Consider the following 21,221-nt stretch of genomic DNA (forward strand, 5'->3'; position numbering starts at 1 on the left):
GGCAACGTGGCGGGGTGCGGGGGTGCGGCGTGGGGTGCGGGGGTGCGACGCGGGGCGCGGGGGTGCGACACGGGGCGCGTCGGCTTCGCGGCCCGGCCCCCGGAATCGGGCCGGGCCGGCGCTCCCGGACGCCCCGGCCGGACGCCCCGGCCGGACGCACAACCGGCGTGCGGCGGAAGCCGGTACGGGTCCCACGGGCGCCGTCTTGAAGGGAAGTGACGGACCCTGTCGGGCAAATGCGACGAGGCCTTTTCAATATGATCACCAAGGCTCGTATAGTGACCGTCAGTTGAGCAGCACCACGTGTCACCTTGTCACCAGCCAGACCCTGTCCGAGGAACAGACCGAGGGCCGCCCTTCGACCGAACGGCGGCCGCCCGAGGATCCGATTGATGACCGCGCCCACGCCTCGCGGCGAGCGACCCACCGTCCGCACTCTCGCCCCCCTTCCCGCGCTCACCGCCGTCGTGTCCGTCGCCGCGGTCGCGGGCGCGGTCGCGGCGGCGCCCGCCTCGGTGCGCGCCCCGCTCGCCTGGGGCGGCGGCCTCGCGGCCGTCGTCCTGGTCGTCGCCGTCCTGTGGGCCGTACGCGCGGCGCAGTCGGCCCGGATCGCCCGGCGCGCCCTGGACGCGTCGGCACAGGACGCCGGGCTCCGGCTCCAGGAGGCCGACCGGCTGCTGCGCGAAGCGCACCGCGAGCGGCAGCACCTGATCGACGAACTCGCCCGGCAGCGCGCGGAGTTCGCCGCGGCGCTGGCCGAGGAGCGGGCCCGTATCGAGGCCGAGGACGCGGCCGGGCGCGAGCGCCTCACCGCCGAGAACGCCCGCCTGGCCGGGGAGTTGGAGCGCGCCACCCGCGCCCGGGACGCGGCGATCTCGGCGACGGCGAACGCGGCCGGCCGGATGCAGGCGCTGACCACCGCCATGCTCGCCGACCTGCGCGCCATGGAGGAGCGGCACACGGACGAGGAGGTCCTGGCGGACCTGCTCCACCTGGACCACCGCACCGCGCAGGCCGGCCGGCTCGCCGACTCGGTCGCCGTGCTCACCGGCTCGCGTTCGGGCCGCCGTTGGGCGCGCCCCATCGCGATGGAGTCCATCCTGCGCGGCGCGATGGGCCGGATCAGCGCCTACCGCCGGGTGCGGGTGCACGCGACGAGCGAGAGCGCGGTCGCCGGGCACGCCGCCGAGGGCGTGATGCACGCGCTGGCCGAACTCCTGGACAACGCCGCCAACTTCTCGCCGCCCACCTCCGAAGTGCACGTCTACGTCGAGGAGGTGCCGGCCGGCGTCATCGTGTCCGTGGAGGACAGCGGCCTCGTCATGGGCGAGGTGCAGCTGCGCCGCGCCGAGCAGGCCGTCTCCGGCGACATCTCCGAACTCGGCGGTCTCACCGGCACCCGGCTCGGGCTCGCGGTCGTCGGCCGGCTGGCCCGCAAGTACGGTCTGAAGGTGTCCTTCCGGCCGTCCGCGCGGGGCGGCACGGGCGTGCTGATGCTGATCCCGCAGGAGATCCTCACCGCCCCGGCCGCCGCCTCCGCGGGGCCGGCCGGACCGCCTCCGAAGGACGACGACCGCGCCGCGGCGCACCAGGCCCCCGCCCGGGCCGCGCTGCCCGCCGCCGAGCGCGCCGGGTCCGCCGGGGAGGCCCCGCCCGCGCACACGAGCACCCCCGACGGCTCGGACGGCGACACCGCCGAGCGCCCCGCCACCGGGCTGCCCCGGCGGCGCCGGGGCCGCACCCTGGCCCAGGCCGAGCGCTCCCGCGCCGCGGCCCGCACCCCCGAGCCGCGCGAGCCGGCCGGCGCCGACGAGGCGAAGACCCGCGCCGCCCGCTTCGGCAGCTTCCGCCAGGCCGTACGCGCCGCCGGACCCGACCACGCGGCCGCGCCGGACGAGCGGGGCGACGGCCCCGACCGCACGGCGCCGGCCGACCGGGCCGCCCACCGGCCCCCGGCCGGCAGCGGCGGCGACAGCGCGGCCGCCCCGGCCGACCCCCAGCCCCACCCGTACGCGCACCCGGAAGGCGACACCACTTCATGACCGGCCAGACCACCGCCGACGACAAGCTCACCTGGCTCCTGGAGGGCCTGCTGGAGCGGACCCCGGGCGCGCGGCACGCGCTCGTGCTGTCCCGCGACGGACTGAAGCTGTGCCGCACCCCGGAGCTGACCGTCGACCAGGCCGACCAGCTCGCCGCGATCGCCGCCGGCATCCAGTCGCTCTCGCACGGCGCGTCCGCCGAGTTCGGCGACGGCAGCGGCGGGGTGCGCTCGGCGATGACCGAGTTCTACGGCGGCGTGCTGTTCATCGTGGAGGCCGGCCAGGGCGCGCACCTGGCCGTGATCACCACGGAGGACGCGGACGCCGGGCTCGTCGGGCACAACATGAGCGAGCTGGTGGAACAGCTCGGCGAGTATCTGACCGCCCAGCCCCGTACGTCATGAGCCGCCCCGGCAGGGACGATTCCCCCGACCGCCTGTACACCATCACCGGCGGGCGCACCGGAACCGGCCCCGACAACCCGTTCGACCTGGTCACCCTGGTCGTGGCGGAGTCGGAGCCGGCGCCCGGCATGCAGTCGGAGCACGCCGCGATCCTGCGGCTGGCCGCCGCGCCCACGGCCGTGGTGGAGATCGCCGCCGAGCTGCGCCTGCCCGTGAGCATCGTCAAGGTGCTGCTGTGCGACCTGCTCGCGGCCGGCCGGGTCAGCGCCCGCCATCCGCGCAAGGCAGCCGTTTACGACCCCGACATCCTGGAGCAGGTGCTCGTTGGACTCCGCAACCTCTGACGCCCGCACCCCGTTGGGTGCCTCCGCCGACAACGGCCTGAAGATCGTGGTCGTGGGCGGCTTCGGCGTCGGCAAGACCACGCTGGTCCGTTCGGTCAGCGAGATCCGTCCCCTCAACACCGAGGAGACGATGACCCAGGCCGGCGAGGACGTCGACGACGTCAGCGGCGTGCGCGGCAAGACCGCCACGACCGTCGCCTTCGACTTCGGCCGCATCACGCTGGACGCGCACAACGTGCTGTACCTGTTCGGCGCGCCGGGGCAGGAGCGGTTCTGGTTCCTGTGGGACCGGCTGTTCGCCGGCACGCTCGGGGCGGTCGTCCTGGTCGACACGCGCCGGATCGACGACTCCTGGTACGCCATCGACCGGCTGGAGCACCACGGCACGCCGTTCATCGTGGCCCGCAACGACTTCGGCGGCCCGGCGCACACCCACGCCGAGATCCGCGACGCCCTCGACCTGGACCCGCGGGTGCCGCTGGTGGACTGCGACGCCCGCTCGCGCGAGTCCAGCAAGCAGGTCCTGATCACGCTGGTGCGGCATCTGCAGGACCAGTACACCGGCCGCAGTGCCGAAGTGCCCGCGCCCCGACAGGAGTTCGTGTGACCACCGACGCGGTGCCGCTGAGCGGCCCCCGGTTCCAGACCGAACCCGCCGTGCTGTACCGGGAGATGCGGCGCGAGCACGGCGCCGTCACCCCGGTGCTGCTGGACGGGGACGTCCCGGCCTGGCTGGTGCTCGGCTACCGCGAGCTGCACCAGGTCACCGGCGACCCGGTGCTGTTCAGCCGGGACTCGGACCTGTGGAACCAGTGGGAGAACATCCCCGACGACTGGCCGCTGCTGCCCATGATCGGCCGCAAGCAGCCGTCCATCCTCTACACGGTCGGCGAGCGGCACCGCGAGCGGGCCGCGATGATCTCGAACGCCCTGGAGGCGGTCGAGCCGTCCGAACTGCGTCGCCACGCCGAGCGGTTCGCCGACGAGCTGATCGACGCGGTGTGCGGGGAGGGCGCGGCCGACCTGGTCGGCGACTACGCGATGCTGCTGCCGGTGCGGGTGCTGGCCCGGCTCTACGGGGTCCCCGACGAGGAGGGCCCGGCGCTGGTCACCGCCCTCAACGACATGATCGACGGCCGGGAGCGGGCGATCGCGGGCCAGCGGCATCTGGCGTCCGCCATCGCCCAGTTGCTCGCCGAGCGGCGGGCGCGGCCCGCCGACGACGTGGCCTCGCGGATGCTGGCCGACCCGGGCGGCTTCACCGACGAGGAGATCGCCCAGGACCTGATGGTGATGATGGCGGCCGGGCACCAGCCGACCGCCGACTGGATCGGCAACTCGCTGCGGCTGATGCTGACCGACGAGCGGTTCGCGGCCTCCCTGTTCGGCGGACGCAACAGCGTCGCGGACGCCATGAACGAGGTGCTGTGGGAGGACACGCCCACACAGAACGTGGCCGGGCGGTGGGCGTCGCGCGACACCCACCTCGGCGGCCGCCGCATCCGCCAGGGCGACCTGGTGCTGCTCGGCCTGCAGGGCGCCAACTCCGATCCGCAGGTGCGGGTCCACGGCTCGGCCCTGACCGGCGGCAACAACGCCCACTTCTCCTTCGGCCACGGCGAGCACCGCTGCCCGTTCCCCGCGCAGGAGGTCGCCGAGGTGATCGCGCGGACGGGCATCGAGGTGGTGCTGGACCGGCTGCCCGACATCGATCTCGCGGTGCCGGCCGAGTCCCTGACCCGCCGTCCCTCGCCCTGGCTGCGGGGCCTGACCCGGCTGCCCGTCCGGTTCACCCCCGTACCCGCGCTCTGATCGCGCGTCCCGTGAGCCCGGCCCGTCCGCGGGCCGGGCTCCGGGGCGCCCCGGCTCGGCCCCGTATCCCGACCCCCGCCCTGGGAGGCATGTCACGATGACGACCGGCATCGACGAATCGACCGGCACCGAGAGCACCCGTATCGCCCTCGATCCCTTCGTCACCGACCTGGACGGCGAGAGCGCCCGGCTGCGCGCGGCCGGCCCGCTGGCGGCCGTGGAGCTGCCCGGCGGCGTCCCGGTGTGGGCGGTCACCCACCACGCCGAGGCCCGGGCGCTGCTCACGGACCCGCGGCTGGTGAAGGACATCGACGTGTGGGGCGCCTGGCGGCGCGGCGAGATCCCCGCCGACTGGCCGCTGATCGGGCTCGCCAACCCGGGCCGCTCGATGCTCACCGTGGACGGCGCCGAGCACCGCCGGCTGCGCACGCTGGTGGCGCAGGCGCTCACCCCGCGCCGGGTGGAGCGGATGCGCGAGCGCATCGAGGGGCTCACCCAGGACCTGCTGGACGCCCTCCCGGCCGACGGCGGCGTGGTCGATCTGAAGGCGGCCTTCGCCTACCCGCTGCCCATGTACGTCGTCGCCGACCTCATGGGCATCGACACCGGCCGGCTGCCCCGGCTGAAGGTGCTGTTCGAGAAGTTCTTCTCCACCCAGACCCCGCCCGAGGAGGTCGTCGCCACCCTGACGGAGCTGGCGCAGATCATGGGCGAGACGGTGGCCGCCAAGCGGCGGGCGCCCGGCGACGACCTGACCAGCGCGCTGATCCTGGCCTCCGAGGACGGCGACCACCTCACCGACCAGGAGATCGTCTCCACCCTGCAGCTGATGGTCGCCGCCGGCCACGAGACGACGATCTCGCTGATCGTGAACGCGGTGGTCAACCTGTCCACCCACCCCGACCAGCGCGACCTGGTGCTCTCCGGCGCGGCCGACTGGTCGGCGGTGATCGAGGAGACGCTGCGCTTCTCCACGCCGACCTCGCACGTCCTGATCCGGTTCGCCACCGAGGACGTCCCGGTCGGCGACAAGGTGATCCCGGCGGGCGACGCGCTGATCGTCTCCTTTGGCGCGATCGGCCGCGACGAGAACGCGCACGGCCCCACCGCGGGCGACTTCGACATCACCCGCGAGTCGAAGAACCGGCACATCTCCTTCGGGCACGGCCCGCACGTCTGCCCGGGCGCGGCCCTGTCCCGGCTGGAGGCGGGGGTCGCGCTGCCGGCGCTGTACGCCCGCTTCCCCCGGCTGGACCTGGCGGTGCCGGCCGATCAGCTGCGCAACAAGCCGGTGGTGACGCAGAACGACCTGTTCGAACTGCCGGTCCGGCTGGAGCCGTAGCCCATCCGCGGCCGATTCAGAAGCGGCGCCGCTGAATCCGATGGAAGACGGCGGTTGGACTTCGGGATCATGCCGGAGCAAGGTAGGAGCGTCCCGCCGCACCCGGCGGGACGCCCCACCGCACCACCCGGAGAACACCCGATGACCTACGTCGCGGACCCCGCCCGCTACGACGGCGCCATGCGCTACCGGCGCACCGGGCGCTCGGGACTCGACCTGCCCGTCCTGTCCCTGGGCTACTGGCACAACTTCGGCGACGACCGCCCCTTCGAGACCCAGCGCGAGATCGCGCTGCGCGCCTTCGACCTCGGCATCACCCACCACGACCTGGCCAACAACTACGGCCCGCCGTACGGCTCGGCGGAGACCAACTTCGGGCGGCTGATGCGCCAGGACCTGGCGCCGTACCGGGACGAGCTGGTGATCTCCACCAAGGCCGGCTGGGACATGTGGCCCGGCCCCTACGGGCAGGGCGGCGGCTCCCGCAAGTACCTGCTCGCCTCCCTGGACCAGTCGCTGAAGCGGATGGGCCTGGAGTACGTCGACATCTTCTACTCCCACCGGCTGGACGCGTCCACGCCGCTGGAGGAGACGATGGGCGCGCTGGACACGGCGGTGCGCCAGGGCAAGGCCCTCTACGTCGGCATCTCCTCCTACGACGCCGAGCGCACCCGGCGGGCCGCGGCGATCCTGCGCGATCTCGGCACCCCGCTGCTGATCCACCAGCCGTCGTACAGCATGGTCAACCGGTGGATCGAGACCGAGGGCCTGCTGGACGCCGCGCGGGACGAGGGCTTCGGCGTCATCGGCTTCACCGCCTTGGCCCAGGGGCTGCTGACCGGGCGTTATCTGAACGGCGTCCCGCAGGACTCGCGGGCCGCGCGGGGCACGTCGTTCGACGCCTCGTGGCTGACGCCGGACATGCTGGAGCGGCTGCGCGCCCTCGACGCCGTCGCCGGGCGCCGCGGGCAGACCCTCGCGCAGATGGCGCTGGCGTGGGCGCTGCGCGACGAGCGCGTCACCTCGCTGGTGATCGGCGCCTCGCGCGTGGAGCAGCTGGACCAGAACGTGGCCGCGCTGGACAACCTGGAGTTCACGGCCGAGGAGCTGGCCGAGATCGACGCGTACGCCACCGACGGCGGCGTGGACCTGTGGCGCGAGGCGCGCACCGGGAACCTCTGAGCCGCGCAACCCTGACACGCCTCGGCCCCCCACCCGAACGGAAGAAGCCGGGTGGGGGGCCGAGGCGTCGCGAGCGTTGGGCAGGCCTTGCACCTGCATCTCCCCACGGGAAGCGGGGTGTCTTTCCTTGGACCACCAACGCACGGCCGGAGACCGGGAGTTGGCTTCCGGTGCGTCCTGCTGTGCCTCCACCGTAGCCCGCGTGCGGCGCAGCCGCCCGGCGGGACCCGCGCGGTGTCACCCGAACGCCCCGGCGGCGCAGGTCAGGACCGCCGGCGGGGCCGGGCGCCGTCCAGCGTCAGATCGACCAGCCGCTCCGCATAGGCCGGGCCGACGGGGGCGTCGCTGAGCAGGACGCGGCTGAACAGCGGTCCGCTGACCGCCTCCACCAGCAGCCCGGGGTCGGCGTCGGCGGCGAGTTCGCCGCGCTCGATGCCGCGCTGGACCATCGCGGCGGCGCGGTCCAGGCGCTCGCTCCAGTAGGGGCCGCGGCGGTCCTCGAGCGTGTCGTCGCGCTCGACGCTGAGGCGCAGCAGGGCCCGCCCCTGGGCGGTGTCCAGCAGGTGGGCCAGCGCGGTGAAGAAGCGCACCAGGTCCTCGCGGACGCGCCCGGTGTCCGGGATCGGCAGGGCGGTGTCGAGCCGGCTGGTCAGCGCGTCCAGGATCAGGTTCTCGCGGCTGCCCCAGCGCCGGTAGACCGAGGTCTCGTGCACGCCCGCCGCGCGGGCGACGGCGGCGACGGTCGCGCCGGACAGCCCCTCGGCGGACAGCAGGTCCAGCGCCGCGGCGAGCACCGCCTGCCGCATGCGCTCGCCCCGGCGGCGCAGGGGCGGCACGGGATTCTCCTCCGGGCCCGCTGGGGTGGTTTCCGTCATGCCCCGATGCTAATGCAAGTCGCCTTGCGTTGCCCGCCGCGGCGTCGTACGGTGCAAAGCAAGGCGACCTGCGATAAAGCGCGCGGCCGCCGTCACACCGAGGAGGTCGCCCCCATGGACCGGATGCTCGCCGCCCGGCTGCACGTACCCAGCCGCACCCTGCGCCTGGAGGAGGTGCCAAGGCCCCAGCCGGGCCCCGGGGAGGTGCTGGTCAAGGTGGCGGCGGCCGGGGTCTGCCTGTCCGACGTCCATCTGATCGACGGCACCCTGACGCCGCTGCTGCTGGAGGGCGACACGGTCACCCTCGGCCACGAGGTGGCGGGCACGATCGCCGAGGTCGGGGCGGGCGTCACCGCCTGGACCGAGGGACAGCGGGTGGTGCTGTACGCGGGCGAGACGCGCGGCGGCGTCACCTACACGCGCGGCGTCGACTACGACGGCGGCTGGGCCGAGTACGCCCTGTCCTCCGCCGCCGCCCTCACCGCGCTGCCGGACGGGATCCCCTTCGAGCAGGGCTCGATCATCCCGGACGCGGTGTCCACGCCGTGGGGCGCGGTCACCGTCACCGGCGCAGTGCGGCCCGCCGAGGCGGTCGGCGTGTGGGGCGCGGGCGGCCTCGGGGTGCACGCCGTGCAGTTGCTGCGCACGGTGGGCGCCTGCCCGATCGTGGCCGTCGACCCCAACCCGGTGGCCCGGGAACGCGCCCTGGCCGCCGGGGCCGACCTGGCGCTGGACCCGGCCGACCCCGAACTGCGCGCCCGCGTCGGCGCGGCGACCGCGGGGGCCGGACTGGCGGCGGCGTTCGACTTCGCCGGGGTGCCGGCCGTGCGGGCGCAGGCCCTGTCGGTGCTGGCGCCCAAGGGCCGGCTGGTCCTGGTCGGGCTGACCGACCAGCCGCTGAGCGTCGCGGACGGCACCCGCTTCAGCTACCTCCAGCAGCAGATCCTCGGCCACTACGGCTCCGACATGCCGGTGGCCCTGCCGCAGTTGCTGCGACTGATCGAAGGCGGGCGCGTGGACTTCTCCGCCTCCATCAGCGGCGTCCTGCCGCTCGCGGAGGCGGCGCAGGCGGTGGAGCGCCTGGAGAAGAAGGAGGGCAACCCCGTCCGCCTGATCCTGCGCCCCTGATCACCCGCCTGATCCTGCGCCCTCGATCACCCCGCCTGATCCTGCGCCCGCGTCCCTGATCACCCGCGCCGCCCCGGCGTCCGGCCGCCCTAGCGCTTCCCCGGCCAGTGGCCGACCGTCGGGCCGCCGGGCCGGCCGGTCGGGGGCACCAGGACCGGGGAGGCGAGATCGTGGACGGTGTTCAGGGTCGTCGGGACGGGGCCGCCGTCGCCCGGTCCCGCCGGGCCCGTCTCGGCCGCCTGCGCGGGCAGGAGCGGGCCGAGCAGGAGACCGCCTCCCAGCGCCAGAACCGCCACGACCTGCCGGCCGCCGATGCGTCCGATGTGCCCGGACAAACGCCCACCTCCCTGCGCGGGGCGCACCGTGCGCCCGGCACCAGGGAGGCTGGCAGATCCGGGGGCCGCCGCGGCGGCCGTTCGACCGCGATCCCCACGGAAGAGCGAGATCCGGACGGACGGATGACGAACACCCGTTCCGTGGCTCCGGCGCCCACCCAGCCGCTCCGGCGGACGGCGCCGTCGAGCCGAAGGACGCGGGCGAGCAAGGGGCCAGGCACCGGCCTTCTCCGGATCACGACAGCGGTACGGGTTCGAAAGTTTCGGTCCTTTTTCGGGAAGCCGCCGGGGTCACGTTAGGGGTGCCGCGCGAGTGCGTCAACCGAAGCGACCCGGGCTCAACCGGCTTACGCGGCCTGGGGGTCACCCTTTCGGCCATCCGCCCGCCGACTCTGTGCGAACCGTTGACCGGCCCCGCATCCGTTCGTAATCTGCGCGTCACATTCGATCTCGTCAGCGAAACTTTCGAGACAAGGAGCTGACATGCGCACGCTTAAAGGGGCCAGACCGGCGGTGGGGGCGCTGACCTCCGTGCTGCTCGCCGCGGCCACCGTCACGGCCCTCTCGCACAGCGCCTCGGCCGCCGACTCGCTGGCCTCCGCCGCGGCCGGGAAGGGCCGCTACTTCGGTACGGCGGTGGCGGCGAACCACCTCGGCGAAGCCGCCTACGCCACCACGCTGGACCAGGAGTTCGGGGCGGTGACGCCGGAGAACGAGATGAAGTGGGACGCCACCGAACCCACCCGCGGCACCTTCACCTTCTCCGCCGCCGACCAGATCGTCACCCACGCGCAGAGCAAGGCGATGAAGATCCGCGGGCACACGCTGGTGTGGCACTCGCAGCTGCCCTCCTGGGTCTCCGGGCTGGGCGCGGCCGATCTGCGCACGGCCATGAACAACCACATCACCCAGGTCATGCAGCACTACAAGGGCAAGATCTACGCCTGGGACGTGGTCAACGAGGCGTTCCAGGACGGCTCCAGCGGCGCCCGGCGCAGCTCGCCGTTCCAGGACAAGCTCGGCGACGGCTTCATCGAGGAGGCCTTCCGCACCGCCCGGTCCGTCGATCCCGGCGCGAAGCTCTGCTACAACGACTACAACACCGACGGCGTCAACGCGAAGAGCACCGCCGTCTACAACATGGTCAAAGACTTCAAGTCCCGTGGCGTGCCGATCGACTGCGTGGGCTTCCAGTCCCACTTCAACAGCGCCTCCCCGGTCCCGTCCGACTACCAGGCCAACCTCCAGCGCTTCGCCGACCTCGGCGTCGACGTGCAGATCACCGAGCTGGACATCGAGGGCTCCGGCAGCGCGCAGGCCACCAGCTACGGCAACGTCGTCAAGGCCTGCCTCGCGGTCACCCGCTGCACCGGCATGACCGTGTGGGGCATCACCGACAAGTACTCCTGGCGCTCCAGCGGCACCCCGCTGCTGTTCGACTCGAACTACGCCAGGAAGCCCGCCTACGACGCCGTCCTCGCCGCGCTCGGCGGTTCGGCCGGCGGCGGGGACGGTGGCGGTGGCGGCGACAACGGCGGGGGCGGCGGCACCGGCGCCACGTGCACCGTCACCTTCGCCCGGACCGCCGACTGGAACGACGGGTACAACGGCGAGGTCACCGTGAAGGCGGGCTCCTCCCCCATCACCGGCTGGAGCGTGCCGGTCACCTTCCCCGCCCCGCAGAAGGTGACCGCGCTGTGGAACGGCAGCCCGAGCTGGGACGCCGGCGGCACCGTCGCCACGGTGCGGCCGACCTACAACGGCAGCCTGGCGGCCGGCGCCTCGACCAGTTTCGGTTTCACCGTCGCGAAGAACGGCAGCTCCGCCCTGCCGGCCGTCGGGGCCTGCACGGCGTCCTGACGGCACGGACGCGCCGTGCGGACCCGGCCTGGTACCGGGCCTGGTCCGCACGGCTCACCCGCACGGGCGGCGGCTGCGGCGGCGCGCCGTCAGCCGGTCGTGCCGAAGCCCTGCCGGGTGTAGGCGCACTCGGTGTAGACGTAGCCGGAGCGCAGCTTCGCGGTGTCGGACGCCGGCGCCGAGGAGCTGCCGCCCCGCGGCTTGTGCAGGAAGTACGTGGTGCCGGCCGGCAGCGAGATGGTCCGCTGCGGATAGTCCTTGCCGCTGTCACCGCACGGCCGGAAGCCGCTCAGCAGGGTGGACGAGAGGGGGTAGGCGCTGCAGCCGGAACAGGCCTTGACGGTGAGGCTGCCGGTCACCGGGCCGGTGTAGAGGACGGTGATGTCGTCGGGGCTGTCGTTCTTGATCGTCACCGAGATGCTCCCGCCCGTGTCGAGGGTGGGCAGGCGCTTGCCGGCGGCGGGGACCGTCTCGGCGATCTCCGCCGCTATGGCGATCTTCTCGGCGCGCGCCCGGTTGCGGGCGTGCGGGTTCTTCTTGGTGAACTCGTTCATGGTCGCCAGGGCCGCGTCGAAGTCGCCGCCGCGGTACTGCGCGACGCCGCAGTCGTACGTCCCCGAGTCGGCGGCCCCGCTCGCCCGGTCGGCGTCCTTGCCGAGGGCGGTGGTGATCTCGGGGGCGCCGCCCGTGACGCCGGCGATCTGCGTCCCCAGGGCGCGCAGGCGGTTCACCGCCGTGCAGGGGTCGCTGCCGCCCACGTCCTCGACCGCCCGGTCCACGGCGGCCCGGACGTCCGGCTCCACCCGGGGCGCGAGCGCGGAGCCGGGGAAGGAGACGAGCAGTTGGCCGAGGTGCAGCGTCCACTGCGTGTCGCCGCCGGTCAGTTCGCTCGAACCGCAGGCGTACAGGGACTGGGCCAGCCGGTCGTCGGGCCAGGTGGCCAGGGTGCCGAGGTCCTTGGCCGGGATCGTCTTCGGCACCGTGCGCAGATAGGTGAGCGGGGCGACGGCGTCGCAGTACTTCTTCTGCCCGTAGGCGGCGCCGACCGTGGCGTAGTAGGCGGTCAGCCGGTCCGGGACGCGCTCGGCGGCCCGTGAGCCGGGGTGGTCGCGGCGCAGGGCGGCGTAGTCGGCGAGCGCCTTGCGGAACCCCGGCTCGGCGGTGGCGAAGGGCTGGCCCGCGCCCGCCCGCACCAGGTCGTCCGCGTCCTGGAGGCGGTCGAGGAGGAGCCTCTCGGTGGCCTCGTCGCGCGCCCGGTCGTAGAGCACGCCGCCGCCGGCCGGCACGGCGAGCAGGACCAGGCCGAGCAGGGCGGCGAGCGGTGCGCTTCCCGGCCACGCCAGGGGCCGGCGCAGGGCCGCCGCGGCGCCGTGCGCGGCGGCGAGGACGAGGACGACGGCGTAGGCGACGAGGACGCCGCCCGGCACGCCGTCCGGGTCGGGCGGCAGCGCGACGATCAGCAGCAGTGCGGTGGCCGCCCAGCACACGGCGGCGGGCAGCCACCGGCGCAGCAGCGCGTAACCGAGGCCGAGGCCGGTCAGGTTGAGCAGGGCGACCGCGAGCGCCCGCACGGCGTCGGGCGCGGCCTGCGGCGGCGCGGGCGGCGGCCCGGCCTGCGGTGGCCCGGGCGGCATCGCGGGCATCGGCGGTCTGGGCGGCGTCGGCGGCCCGAAGGCTCCCTGACCGCTCCCGTAGGCATCACCGGACATGTCGGCTCCCCCCGTCACCCATGCCCCTGCGCGGATGCTGCGCAGTGTACGGAAAATGACGGCACACGGACAGAGAGTGCACAGCATGCGGACAGCGTGCGGAGCCGGTTCCGGCCGCCCTCGGCGGACGTGCGGGGCGGCGGGCGGCGCGCGGAGACCGGCTCCGTCGGCGGCCAGAGCGACCGGCCGGGACATGCATGCGCCTGGTGCATGGTTGCGGAGCGCGGCAGGCATTGGACGCATGCGTCGTCGCGGCCCGACCATGGAGGGGCGTCCCTCCGGCCTGCCGGGGCACGCGACCAGGAACCCACCACACACCTTCGAGGAGTCGAACTGTTCATGCAGGCAACGCGCGGCGTCCGTCTCACCCCGGTGCCCCTCGCGGCGGCGGCCAGGGGAGCCGTCGCGCTCGCCGTACCGCTGCTGATCGGCGTCCTGACCGGCGCCGTGGTCCCCGCGGTGCTCGCGGGCATCGGCGCGCTGTGGGGGGTGGGCCAGGACGGCTCGGACCCCTACCGGCTGCGGCTGCGACGGCTGGTCCGCATGGGTCTGGCCGCCGCTTGCGGGCTGCTCGCCGGCGGGCTGGCCCTGCGCAGCGGGCACCCGGTGGCGGTGCCGGGCTGTCTGGTCGCCGCCGCCCTGCTCGGCGGCGCGGTCAGCCTGCGCGGCCCGCTGGCCTCCGTGGCCGGCATGCATCTGCTGCTCGGCGCCACCGTCGGCGCCGGCGTCCCCGTACCGGGACCCTGGTGGCAGCCGCCGCTCGCGCTGCTGGCCGGGGTGGCCCTGGTGACCGCTCTGTCCGCGACGCCGTGGCTGTGGCGGCGGCACGCCATCGAACGGGACGCCGTCCTCGCCGTGTACCGGGCCGCCGCCGAGGCCCTGTCGGCGGCGGGCTCGGCCGGGGCGGAGGCGGCGCGCCGGCGGCTGACCGCCGCGCTCGACCACGCCCACCGGGCCATGGGCCGTCATCTGTCCCGGCGCGTCCGCTCCGGTACGGAGCTGAGCGCGCTGCGCGACGCCTTCGACACGGCGCTGCGGCTGGGCGAGGTGACCTCCGCGCTGGTGTGGGAGGGGCGGGTGCTGCCCGCGCACGTACGGGACGTGCCGCTGACGCTGGCCGCGCGCCTGCTGCCGGCCGCGGGCGCTGCCGCCGCGGCGGGGCCGAACGCGCCCACGGCCGGTACCTCGTCCAAGGCCACCGCGCGCCCCGTGCCCGGGCGCACCGCTCCCCCGGCCGCCGGGACCGCCGGCGCGCCGGACCCCGCAGCCGCCGCCGGAACCGCCCCGCCCCCGGCGGGCACGCCCGCCGCCCCCGGTACGGCCGCATCCGACGGCGACCCGGCCGAAGCGCCCGCCACTCCGCACTCCGTGTCCACCCCGCAGACCGTCACGCCCCCGGCAGGCACACCCACCGCCCCCGGCGTCGCCCCGGCCGAAACGCCCGCCACTCCTGATCCCGCGCCCGCCGCCGGGGCCGCCCCGCGCCCGGCGGGCGCTCCCGCCGCCTCCGGTGCGCCCGCGCCCGGCGCCGTACCGGCCGAGTGGCCCGCCGCTCCGGACTCCCCCGCCCTGCGGGCGCTCGCCGAGCTGGCCGGCCGGTCCGGGCGGGTGCGGCCGGACGAGGCGGCGGTGCGGCTGCCCGCGCTGCCCTGGCACGGCCGGGCGGCGCAGGTGCGCTACGCCGTGCTGCTCGCGGCCTGTGTGCTGGTCGCGCAGCTGTGCGCCGGACTGCTGCACGGCCCGCGCGGCTACTGGCTGCCCATGACGGTGGCCTTCGTCTACAAGCCCGACTTCGGTCCGGTGCTGCGCCGCGCCCTGCACCGCTGCGCCGGCACGCTCGTGGGGGTGGCCGCGATCGGCGCGGTGACCCTGCTGACGACCGACGCCTACGTCCTGATCGGCGCCGTCGCCGCGTTCGGCGCGGTGATGGCCGTGGGCGTGCGCCACCACTACGCGCTGGCCACGACGGGTCTGACGGCTGTCGTGTTCGTCCTGGTGGACATGCTCGGCGACCACCGGGCGCTGTACTCGGCGCGCATCCTGGACACCGCGCTGGCCGCAGCGATCGTGCTCGTCGCGCACTTCGCGCTGTGGCCGGCCTCGGCGGCCGAGCGGGCCGCCGCGCAGACCGGGGCGGCGCTCGCCGCCGCCCGCCGCTACCGGGACCTGCCGGCGGATGCCGCGCCGGGCCGTCGGCACGCGCTGCGCCGGACCGCCTACCACCGGCTCGCCGAGGCCCGCCGGGCCGTCGCCCACGCCGACGCCGAGCCGGGCCGTCCCGGCCGGGACCTGGCGGCGCTGGAGGCCGCCGTCACCGCCACGGAACGGCTCTGCGACGCCGTCAGCGCGCGCAACCTGGGCGGCGGCGCGGCACCGGCCTCCCCCGGCCCGCAACCGGCCGACGGACCGGACTCCCCCGCCTCCCCGGGCTCCTCGAACTCCCCCGCCTTCCCGGCCTCCCCGGCCTCCCCGGGCACCCCGACCTCCCCGGGCGCCCCTGGCCCCGCGCACCCAGGCCCGGGGTCCCCGGCCGCCCGGTGCGACGGGTTCTGTCCGGTGGGAGGATGAGCGCGATGGATCTTCAGGTGCTGCGCTCCTTCCAGGCGGTCGCCGAGGGCATGACGGTGACGGAGGCCGCCGCTCAGGCCCGCATCACCCAGCCCGCCCTGTCGCGCGCGCTGCGCCGGCTGGAGGAGGAGGTGGGCGCGGAGCTGCTCCAGCGGGTCGGCCGCCTGCTGCGCCCCACCCCGGCGGGACGGGTGTTCAAGGAGTACGTCGACGCGGCCCTCGACAGCTACGACCGCGGGCGGCGGGCGGTCGCCGAGGTCGTCGACCCGGAGGCGGGCGTGGTGTCGCTGGCCTTCCTGCACACGCTCGGCACCTGGCTCGTCCCCAAGCTGGTGACCGGCTTCCGCCGAACGCTGCCGCACGTGCGGTTCGAGCTGCACCAGCACGAGGAGAACGGCCTGGTGCAGCACCTGCTGGACGCCACCGCGGACCTGGTGATCACCAGTGGCGATCCCGGCCATCCGCTGATCACCTGGCGGCGGCTGCTGGTGGAGCCGTTGTGGCTGGCGGTGCCGACCGGGCACCGGCTGGCCGGGCGCGGCCGGGTCCGGCTGGCCGAGGTCGCCGAGGAGCCGTTCATCCTGCTCAAGCCCGGCTACGGGCTGCGCAGCGTCACCGAGACGCTGTGCCGCGAGGCCGGGTTCACGCCGCTGGTCGGCTTCGAGGGCGAGGAGGTGCACACGCTGCGCGGCCTGGTCGCGGCCGGTCTGGGCGTCTCCCTGATCCCGTCGTCGCCGGACACCGCGGCCACCCCCGACTTCCCCATCCGCTATCTGGAGATCACCGATGTGCGCGGCGCCCGGGACATCGGCATCGCCCGGCTCACCGGGCGCACCCTGCCGCCGGTCTCCCGGCGCTTCATGGACCACGCGCTCAGGGCGACGGCCGCGCCGGCGGCGGAGCCGGGGTGACGGCCGTCCACGGCGGCGGGGCGGCGCCGTCGCTCCACGCCCGCAGGTCCTCGCCGTCGACGCAGACGATGCCGCACTGCGCGGCGTACTCGACGGCCGGCGCGGTGAAGTCGCTGGTGGTGACGAAGAGCGCGACGTCGGCCTCGTGCACGGTGTAGCAGGTGCCGCCGAAGCGCTGGAGGTCCTCGGAGCCGACCCGGTTGGTGGCGCAGTAGCGCTTGCACTGGACGACCACGCGCCGCCCGTCCGGGGCGACGGCCAGCACGTCCGCGCCGAGGTCCCCGGCCCCGCCCGCGACCTCCACGTCCGTGCAGCCGTCCCGCTCGCACAGCGCCGCCACCGCCTGCTCGAACTCGTCCGGGTCGAGCAGGTCGTAGTCGACCGCCGGCTCCGCCAGGACCACGGTGTCCTCGGCGAGCGGCGCACTGCGGCCGCCGGGACCGGCCTGGGCCGGCACGACGACGGCCGGGGCCCGCTCGGGCGGCGTCTCCAGGGCGTCCAGCGCCGTCCGCGTCCCCTCCCGCAGCGCGGCGGCGGCCCGGTGCGCGGTGCGCTGCGCGAGATGCCCGCGGCGGCGCCGGCGGCGTACGGCGAGGACGGCGGCGGCTGTGCCGGACAGGCACAGCACGGCGGTCCAGGCCGGGCGCCGTTCGGCGGCGTCGAGCGCCGCGCGGGCGGTGTACGCCCCGGCGACCAGCAGGATCGCCAGCAGTGCGAAGAACAGCGCGGTGGCCCGCAGGTCGAAGGCGCGCCTGCGGCCGCCGCGGCGTAGGCTGCGTTGGGGCACGGTCACGACGGCGGGTCCCCCTCCTCGGTGACGGTCGAAGATCACTCCCGCCGTATGCCCGGGATCGCCTGCTTCACCGGCCGGGCGGACATGCCCTTGCCTGGAGCAATGAAGCGGTCGCGGCGGCGGGCCGCCGCAGGCTGGAGGTCTGATCAAGTCCGCCGGGAGTTCCTGTGAACAGGCCGCCTGAGTGTTTCCGCCGCGACGACCGTCGCACCGAGCCGGTCCGCACGCCCCCGTCTCCGTCCCGCCCGTGGCCGGCGACGGCGCGCCGGACGGCGGCCGGGCGCGGCCGGAGCGAGCGATGAGGCGGGCGGCGCCGCACGCGGACGGCAGGCCGCCCGCGGCGGCGGGGATCCCCTCGTCCCGGGTGCCCGCCCCGCCGAAGTGGCTGCGCTGGCTGCCCTTCCTGTACGTGGCCGGGGTCCTGGCCCTGGAGCCGCTGACCCCGGTGGCCTGGCCGGTCAGCTTCCTGCTCATCGCGCTGCCGCTGGTCGCCGCCTACGCCTACGGTCCGGTGGCGGTGGCCGCCTTCACCGTGTTCGCCATCGTGTTCGAGGGGGTGCTGGCGGGCACCCCGTGCTGCGCGGGGCGTTCCGTCGGCTACCTCTGGGACCGCCACTACGTCGCCAACTACGTGTGCACCAGCCTGGTCGGGATCCTCGGCACGATCCTGGCCGTGCACCGGATCCGCCGGGAGCGCACGCTCGCCACCGTGCGGTCCGTCGCCGAGACCGCGCAGCGGGTTTTACTGCGCCCGGTGCCCCGCCGGCTCGGCCAGGTCTCGGTGGAGACGCTGTACCTCTCCGCCGCCGCGGAGGCCCGGATCGGCGGCGACCTGTACGAGGCGGTGCCGACGGCCTACGGCGTACGGCTGCTCGTCGGCGACGTGCGCGGCAAGGGGCTGGTGGCCGTGGAGACCGCCGCGACGATACTGGGGGCGTTCCGGGAGGCCGCCCACGACGAGCCCGATCTGACCGGTGTGGCGCGCCGCATGGAGCGGAGCATGAGCCGTCATGCCGCGCAGTTGCCCGGCGGCGAGGCGGCGGAGCGGTTCGTCACGGCGGTGTTCGCGGAGATCCCCGACGACGAGCACATGGTGCGCATCGTCAACTGCGGTCATCCGCCGCCCCTGCTCATCCACTCCGGCCGGGTCACCGAGCTGCACGCGAGCGCCCCCTCGCCGCCGATCAACCTGGGGGCGCTGGTCGGCAACGGCTACCACGTGGACGTGGTGTCCTTCCGGCCGGGCGACCAGCTGCTGCTGTACACCGACGGCGTCACCGAGACCCGGGGCCCCGGCGGGATCTTCTATCCGCTGGCCGAGCGGATGGGGCCGTTGGCGCTGCTGCCGCCGCGCGAGCTGCTGGACCGGCTGCACGAGGACCTGCTCGACTACAGCGGCGGGCAACTGGACGACGACATCGCCGCGCTCGCCGCGTACCGGATGCCCGGCCGTCCCGGCGAGGACCGGGCCTGACGGGATCGCCCCGGTGCGGCCTGGTTCGCGCGTACGGGCCTGACGGGACCGCCCCCGTGCGGCCTGCTTCGCGTACGGCCCTGGTACGGCTCCCGGCGGCCGTACACCCACCGGTCCCGGCGGTCAGCGGCCCGGTGTCCCGGTGCTCAGCGGTCCGGCGGTCCCGGCGGTCAGCGCCCCGCCCGTGTACGGCGGACCAGCGGCTCGGCGGCGGTGTGCGGCGGGTCAGCGGTCCGGTGTGCGGCGGCCCGTGCGGTCGCGGGCGGCCAGGGCCCGCTGGGCCCGGTGCAGGCCGGGCGGCAGCCGGCGGCGCAGCGCGGCGCGGGCCGCGTTGGCGCCGGGCGCGCCGTGCACGCCGCCGCCCGGGTGGGCGCCCGCGGAGGCCAGGAAGAGACCGGCGACCGGGGTCTCGGGGCGGCCGGTGCCGGGGACCGGGCGGAACACGAGCTGCTGGTGGACGGCCGTGGTGCCGCCGTTGATGGCCCCGGTGTCGAGGTTGCGGTCCAGCGACTGGAGGGTGCCGGGGGCGAGGACGCGCCGGGCGAGGATACGGCCGCGGAAGCCGGGGGCGAACCGTTCGACCTGCCGTTCCATCCGGTCGGCCATGATCTCCTGCTCGCCGGGGCTCCAGGCGCCGGTCAGGCCCTCCTCGCCCGCGTCGCCGGTGATCTCGCGGGGGACGTGGGTGTAGGCCCAGGCCGATTCCGTGCCGAGCGGCGAGCGGGTGGCGTCGGCCGTGGTCATCTGGCCGAACACGGTGAAGGGGCGGTCGGGCACCTGGCGCATGGCGATCTGCGCGGTGAAGCGGGTGAGCTCGTCGAAGCCGTCGGCGAGGTGGACGGTGCCCGCCCCGACAGGGCCCTCGGTGCGCCAGGGCACGGGTCCGTCCAGCGCCCAGTCCACCTTGAAGGTGGCGAAGTCCCACTGGAAGCGGCGCAGATCGGCCAGGAGCTGGTCGGGCAGCTCGGCCGGGTCCACGAGGCGGCCGTACAGGTCGGGCGCCGAGACGTCGGCGAGGACGGCGCGCCGGGCGGGCACCAGGGTGCCGCCGGCCGTCCGGACGCCGACGGCCCGCCCGTCGCGCACGACGACCTGGTCGACGCGCTCGCCGCAGCGCAGGACGCCGCCGCGGCCACGCAGCCGCCGGGTCAGGGCGGCGGTGAGGGCGCCGGAGCCGCCGACCGGCACGGGGAAGCCGTGGCTCTGGCCGAGCATGGACATCAGCCAGCCGAAGCCGCCGCTGCCGGCGGACTCGGGCGCAAGGTCGGCGTGCAGGGCGTTGCCGGCCAGCAGGAGCCGGCCGCCCTCGCCGTGGAACTCCTCCTCGCCCATGCGGCGCACCGGCAGCAGCATGGTGCGGGCCACCCGCAGCCCGCCGGCCCCGCGCAGCCGGGCGAGCAGCCGGACCCCCGCCCTGACGGGCGGGAACGGTGCGAACAGGGCGTCCATGAGGTCCCCGCCGAGGCGTTCCCACAGCTCGTGCAGCCGGCGCCAGGCGGCGCCGTCGCCGGCCGCGAAGGCGTCGAGCGAGGCGGCGGTGATGTCGACGCCGCGGTCCAGGACGGCGCACCGGCCGTCGGTGAGGGGGTGGGCCAGCACGTGCGGGGCGTGGCTCCAGCGCAGGCCGTGGTCCTGGAGGCGCAGGGCGGCCAGGACGGGCGAGGCGACGGCGAGGGGGTAGAACGAGCTGAACAGGTCGTTGACGTAGTCGGGGTGCACGCCCCGGTCGTGGCGGACGGCGCCGCCGGGTTCGGGCTGTTCCTCCAGGACCTCCACGCTCCAGCCGGCGTCGGCGAGCAGGTTGGCCGCCACCAGGCCGTTGGGGCCGGCGCCGATCACCACGGCGTCAGGCATGTCCGCCTCCCGGCTGCGGCGTACCGGCGCCCTGCCGGGCCCGCTCCTCGCGGCGGCCGCCCTCGGCGTCGGTCTCGCAGACCTTGGCGAGCCGGGCGAGCATGGCGCGGTGGCGGAGCTGGATCAGCGTCTCCACGGCCATGTTGTGGACCACGCCGCCCGCCCCCTGGAGGGGGTGCTCGTCCACGATGACCAGGCAGAATTCGCCCCAGGGGCGTACCTCGATGGCGATGCGCGCGGTGCCGAGAACGCCCGCGTGGGCCTCCAGTTCGAGGAGCGAGCCCTCCTCGCAGTTGCGCACGATGGTCTGGTTGGTGAGCCGTACGGGGCCGAGGCGGACCTGGTACTCGATGGCCGAGTCCAGGTGCGGCCACTGTCCGCGCACCGGGTGCGACTCGGCGGTGCCGACCACCCATTCGGCGTAGCGGCTGCCGTCGGCCAGAACGGTCCACACCGCCTCGGGGCTGGTCCTGATCAGCCGGTGACGTACTGCCACGGGTGCCTCCGCGGGTCGGTGGGGCGCGAGGGGCGATGCGCTTACCAGGCTCTCCGGTCGGCCGGGGGGCTGCAATTCGTGCCCGGCGCGCG

General features: G+C 75.4%; 18 protein-coding genes. 12 read left to right on the forward strand and 6 right to left on the reverse strand.

The features are described from left to right. The first annotated feature begins 392 nt into the window (after positions 1-392). The 7 genes from K7787_RS24360 (at position 393) to mgrA (ending at position 7,126) form a co-directional block, all read left to right on the forward strand. Entirely contained in the window at positions 393-2,042 is a 1,650-nt protein-coding gene (locus tag K7787_RS24360; RefSeq protein ID WP_223002950.1) for a sensor histidine kinase, read from the forward strand. Continuing rightward, positions 2,039-2,446 carry a roadblock/LC7 domain-containing protein gene (locus tag K7787_RS24365; RefSeq protein ID WP_009193038.1) on the forward strand — a complete coding sequence of 136 codons (408 nt, stop codon included), beginning with the start codon at positions 2,039-2,041 and terminating at the stop codon, positions 2,444-2,446. The genes K7787_RS24360 and K7787_RS24365 overlap by 4 nt, the downstream gene beginning before the upstream one ends. Continuing rightward, positions 2,443-2,790, forward strand: coding sequence for a DUF742 domain-containing protein (locus K7787_RS24370; protein ID WP_009193037.1), 348 nt, complete (start codon positions 2,443-2,445; stop codon positions 2,788-2,790). The genes K7787_RS24365 and K7787_RS24370 overlap by 4 nt, the downstream gene beginning before the upstream one ends. Next, the gene (locus tag K7787_RS24375; protein ID WP_231574252.1) at positions 2,771-3,397 is read left to right on the forward strand and encodes a GTP-binding protein; all 627 of its coding nucleotides are present in this window, start codon (positions 2,771-2,773) and stop codon (positions 3,395-3,397) included. The genes K7787_RS24370 and K7787_RS24375 overlap by 20 nt, the downstream gene beginning before the upstream one ends. After that, on the forward strand, positions 3,394-4,602 hold the full coding sequence (locus K7787_RS24380) for a cytochrome P450 (protein ID WP_009193035.1): 1,209 nt from the start codon (positions 3,394-3,396) through the stop codon (positions 4,600-4,602). Before K7787_RS24375 ends, K7787_RS24380 begins: the two co-directional genes overlap by 4 nt. A 97-nt stretch (positions 4,603-4,699) precedes the next feature. Next, positions 4,700-5,944: a cytochrome P450 family protein gene (locus K7787_RS24385; protein ID WP_223002951.1), complete on the forward strand. Its 1,245-nt coding sequence runs from the start codon at positions 4,700-4,702 to the stop codon at positions 5,942-5,944. Between the two features lie 141 nt (positions 5,945-6,085). Further along, complete coding sequence (mgrA, locus tag K7787_RS24390) at positions 6,086-7,126, forward strand: L-glyceraldehyde 3-phosphate reductase (protein WP_223002952.1); 1,041 nt, start codon at positions 6,086-6,088, stop codon at positions 7,124-7,126. Between the two features lie 263 nt (positions 7,127-7,389). Here the strand turns inward: mgrA and K7787_RS24395 are convergent, their stop codons facing one another. Further along, the gene (locus K7787_RS24395; RefSeq protein WP_106962083.1) at positions 7,390-7,932 is read right to left on the reverse strand and encodes a TetR-like C-terminal domain-containing protein; all 543 of its coding nucleotides are present in this window, start codon (positions 7,930-7,932) and stop codon (positions 7,390-7,392) included. 183 nt (positions 7,933-8,115) lie between these two features. Between K7787_RS24395 and K7787_RS24400 the strand changes: the two genes are divergently transcribed. Next, a complete protein-coding gene (locus tag K7787_RS24400) occupies positions 8,116-9,129 on the forward strand; it encodes a zinc-binding dehydrogenase (RefSeq protein ID WP_223002953.1) in 1,014 nt (337 codons plus the stop codon). Between the two features lie 89 nt (positions 9,130-9,218). On the opposite strand, the gene K7787_RS24405 is transcribed toward K7787_RS24400, so the two are convergent. Next, on the reverse strand, positions 9,219-9,464 hold the full coding sequence (locus K7787_RS24405; protein ID WP_223002954.1) for a hypothetical protein: 246 nt from the start codon (positions 9,462-9,464) through the stop codon (positions 9,219-9,221). 483 nt (positions 9,465-9,947) lie between these two features. Here K7787_RS24405 and K7787_RS24410 point away from each other — a divergent pair, with 483 nt between their 5' ends. Further along, positions 9,948-11,324 carry a glycoside hydrolase family 10 protein gene (locus K7787_RS24410; protein WP_169438654.1) on the forward strand — a complete coding sequence of 459 codons (1,377 nt, stop codon included), beginning with the start codon at positions 9,948-9,950 and terminating at the stop codon, positions 11,322-11,324. Between the two features lie 89 nt (positions 11,325-11,413). Here K7787_RS24410 and K7787_RS24415 read toward each other — a convergent pair whose 3' ends face one another. Beyond that, the gene (locus K7787_RS24415) at positions 11,414-13,033 is read right to left on the reverse strand and encodes a hypothetical protein (RefSeq protein ID WP_372456686.1); all 1,620 of its coding nucleotides are present in this window, start codon (positions 13,031-13,033) and stop codon (positions 11,414-11,416) included. 339 nt (positions 13,034-13,372) lie between these two features. On the opposite strand from K7787_RS24415, the gene K7787_RS24420 reads away from it, so the two are divergent. Both K7787_RS24420 and K7787_RS24425 read left to right on the forward strand, forming a co-directional pair. Next, a complete protein-coding gene (locus K7787_RS24420; RefSeq protein WP_223002955.1) occupies positions 13,373-15,601 on the forward strand; it encodes an FUSC family protein in 2,229 nt (742 codons plus the stop codon). A gap of 5 nt (positions 15,602-15,606) precedes the next feature. Continuing rightward, positions 15,607-16,512, forward strand: coding sequence for a LysR family transcriptional regulator (locus K7787_RS24425; RefSeq protein ID WP_223002956.1), 906 nt, complete (start codon positions 15,607-15,609; stop codon positions 16,510-16,512). Here the strand turns inward: K7787_RS24425 and K7787_RS24430 are convergent. Continuing rightward, entirely contained in the window at positions 16,475-17,305 is an 831-nt protein-coding gene (locus K7787_RS24430; RefSeq protein WP_223002957.1) for a restriction endonuclease, read from the reverse strand. The two genes, K7787_RS24425 and K7787_RS24430, sit on opposite strands and share 38 nt — an antisense overlap. A gap of 298 nt (positions 17,306-17,603) precedes the next feature. On the opposite strand from K7787_RS24430, the gene K7787_RS24435 reads away from it, so the two are divergent. Further along, on the forward strand, positions 17,604-18,779 hold the full coding sequence (locus tag K7787_RS24435) for a PP2C family protein-serine/threonine phosphatase (protein WP_247721250.1): 1,176 nt from the start codon (positions 17,604-17,606) through the stop codon (positions 18,777-18,779). Between the two features lie 225 nt (positions 18,780-19,004). Here the strand turns inward: K7787_RS24435 and K7787_RS24440 are convergent, their stop codons facing one another. Together K7787_RS24440 and K7787_RS24445 are read right to left on the reverse strand one after the other, a co-directional pair. Continuing rightward, positions 19,005-20,633 (reverse strand): phytoene desaturase family protein, encoded by a 1,629-nt coding sequence (locus K7787_RS24440; RefSeq protein ID WP_169438946.1) that lies wholly within the window; start codon positions 20,631-20,633, stop codon positions 19,005-19,007. Further along, a complete protein-coding gene (locus K7787_RS24445; RefSeq protein ID WP_164394310.1) occupies positions 20,626-21,129 on the reverse strand; it encodes an SRPBCC family protein in 504 nt (167 codons plus the stop codon). Before K7787_RS24445 ends, K7787_RS24440 begins: the two co-directional genes overlap by 8 nt. Between the last annotated feature and the right edge of the window lie 92 nt (positions 21,130-21,221).

This window comes from Streptomyces sennicomposti, assembly GCF_019890635.1.
GTDB lineage: Bacteria > Actinomycetota > Actinomycetes > Streptomycetales > Streptomycetaceae > Streptomyces > Streptomyces sennicomposti.

Coding starts and splice junctions, on each gene's coding strand:
- K7787_RS24410 (WP_169438654.1), top strand. CDS start 9,948: ATGCGCACGCTTAAAGGGGCCAGACCGGCGGTGGGGGCGCTGACCTCC.
- K7787_RS24370 (WP_009193037.1), top strand. CDS start 2,443: ATGAGCCGCCCCGGCAGGGACGATTCCCCCGACCGCCTGTACACCATC.
- K7787_RS24360 (WP_223002950.1), top strand. CDS start 393: ATGACCGCGCCCACGCCTCGCGGCGAGCGACCCACCGTCCGCACTCTC.
- K7787_RS24395 (WP_106962083.1), bottom strand. CDS start 7,932: ATGCGGCAGGCGGTGCTCGCCGCGGCGCTGGACCTGCTGTCCGCCGAG.
- mgrA (WP_223002952.1), top strand. CDS start 6,086: ATGACCTACGTCGCGGACCCCGCCCGCTACGACGGCGCCATGCGCTAC.
- K7787_RS24440 (WP_169438946.1), bottom strand. CDS start 20,633: ATGCCTGACGCCGTGGTGATCGGCGCCGGCCCCAACGGCCTGGTGGCG.
- K7787_RS24400 (WP_223002953.1), top strand. CDS start 8,116: ATGGACCGGATGCTCGCCGCCCGGCTGCACGTACCCAGCCGCACCCTG.
- K7787_RS24365 (WP_009193038.1), top strand. CDS start 2,039: ATGACCGGCCAGACCACCGCCGACGACAAGCTCACCTGGCTCCTGGAG.
- K7787_RS24435 (WP_247721250.1), top strand. CDS start 17,604: ATGAGGCGGGCGGCGCCGCACGCGGACGGCAGGCCGCCCGCGGCGGCG.
- K7787_RS24420 (WP_223002955.1), top strand. CDS start 13,373: ATGCAGGCAACGCGCGGCGTCCGTCTCACCCCGGTGCCCCTCGCGGCG.
- K7787_RS24415 (WP_372456686.1), bottom strand. CDS start 13,033: ATGTCCGGTGATGCCTACGGGAGCGGTCAGGGAGCCTTCGGGCCGCCG.
- K7787_RS24425 (WP_223002956.1), top strand. CDS start 15,607: ATGGATCTTCAGGTGCTGCGCTCCTTCCAGGCGGTCGCCGAGGGCATG.
- K7787_RS24385 (WP_223002951.1), top strand. CDS start 4,700: ATGACGACCGGCATCGACGAATCGACCGGCACCGAGAGCACCCGTATC.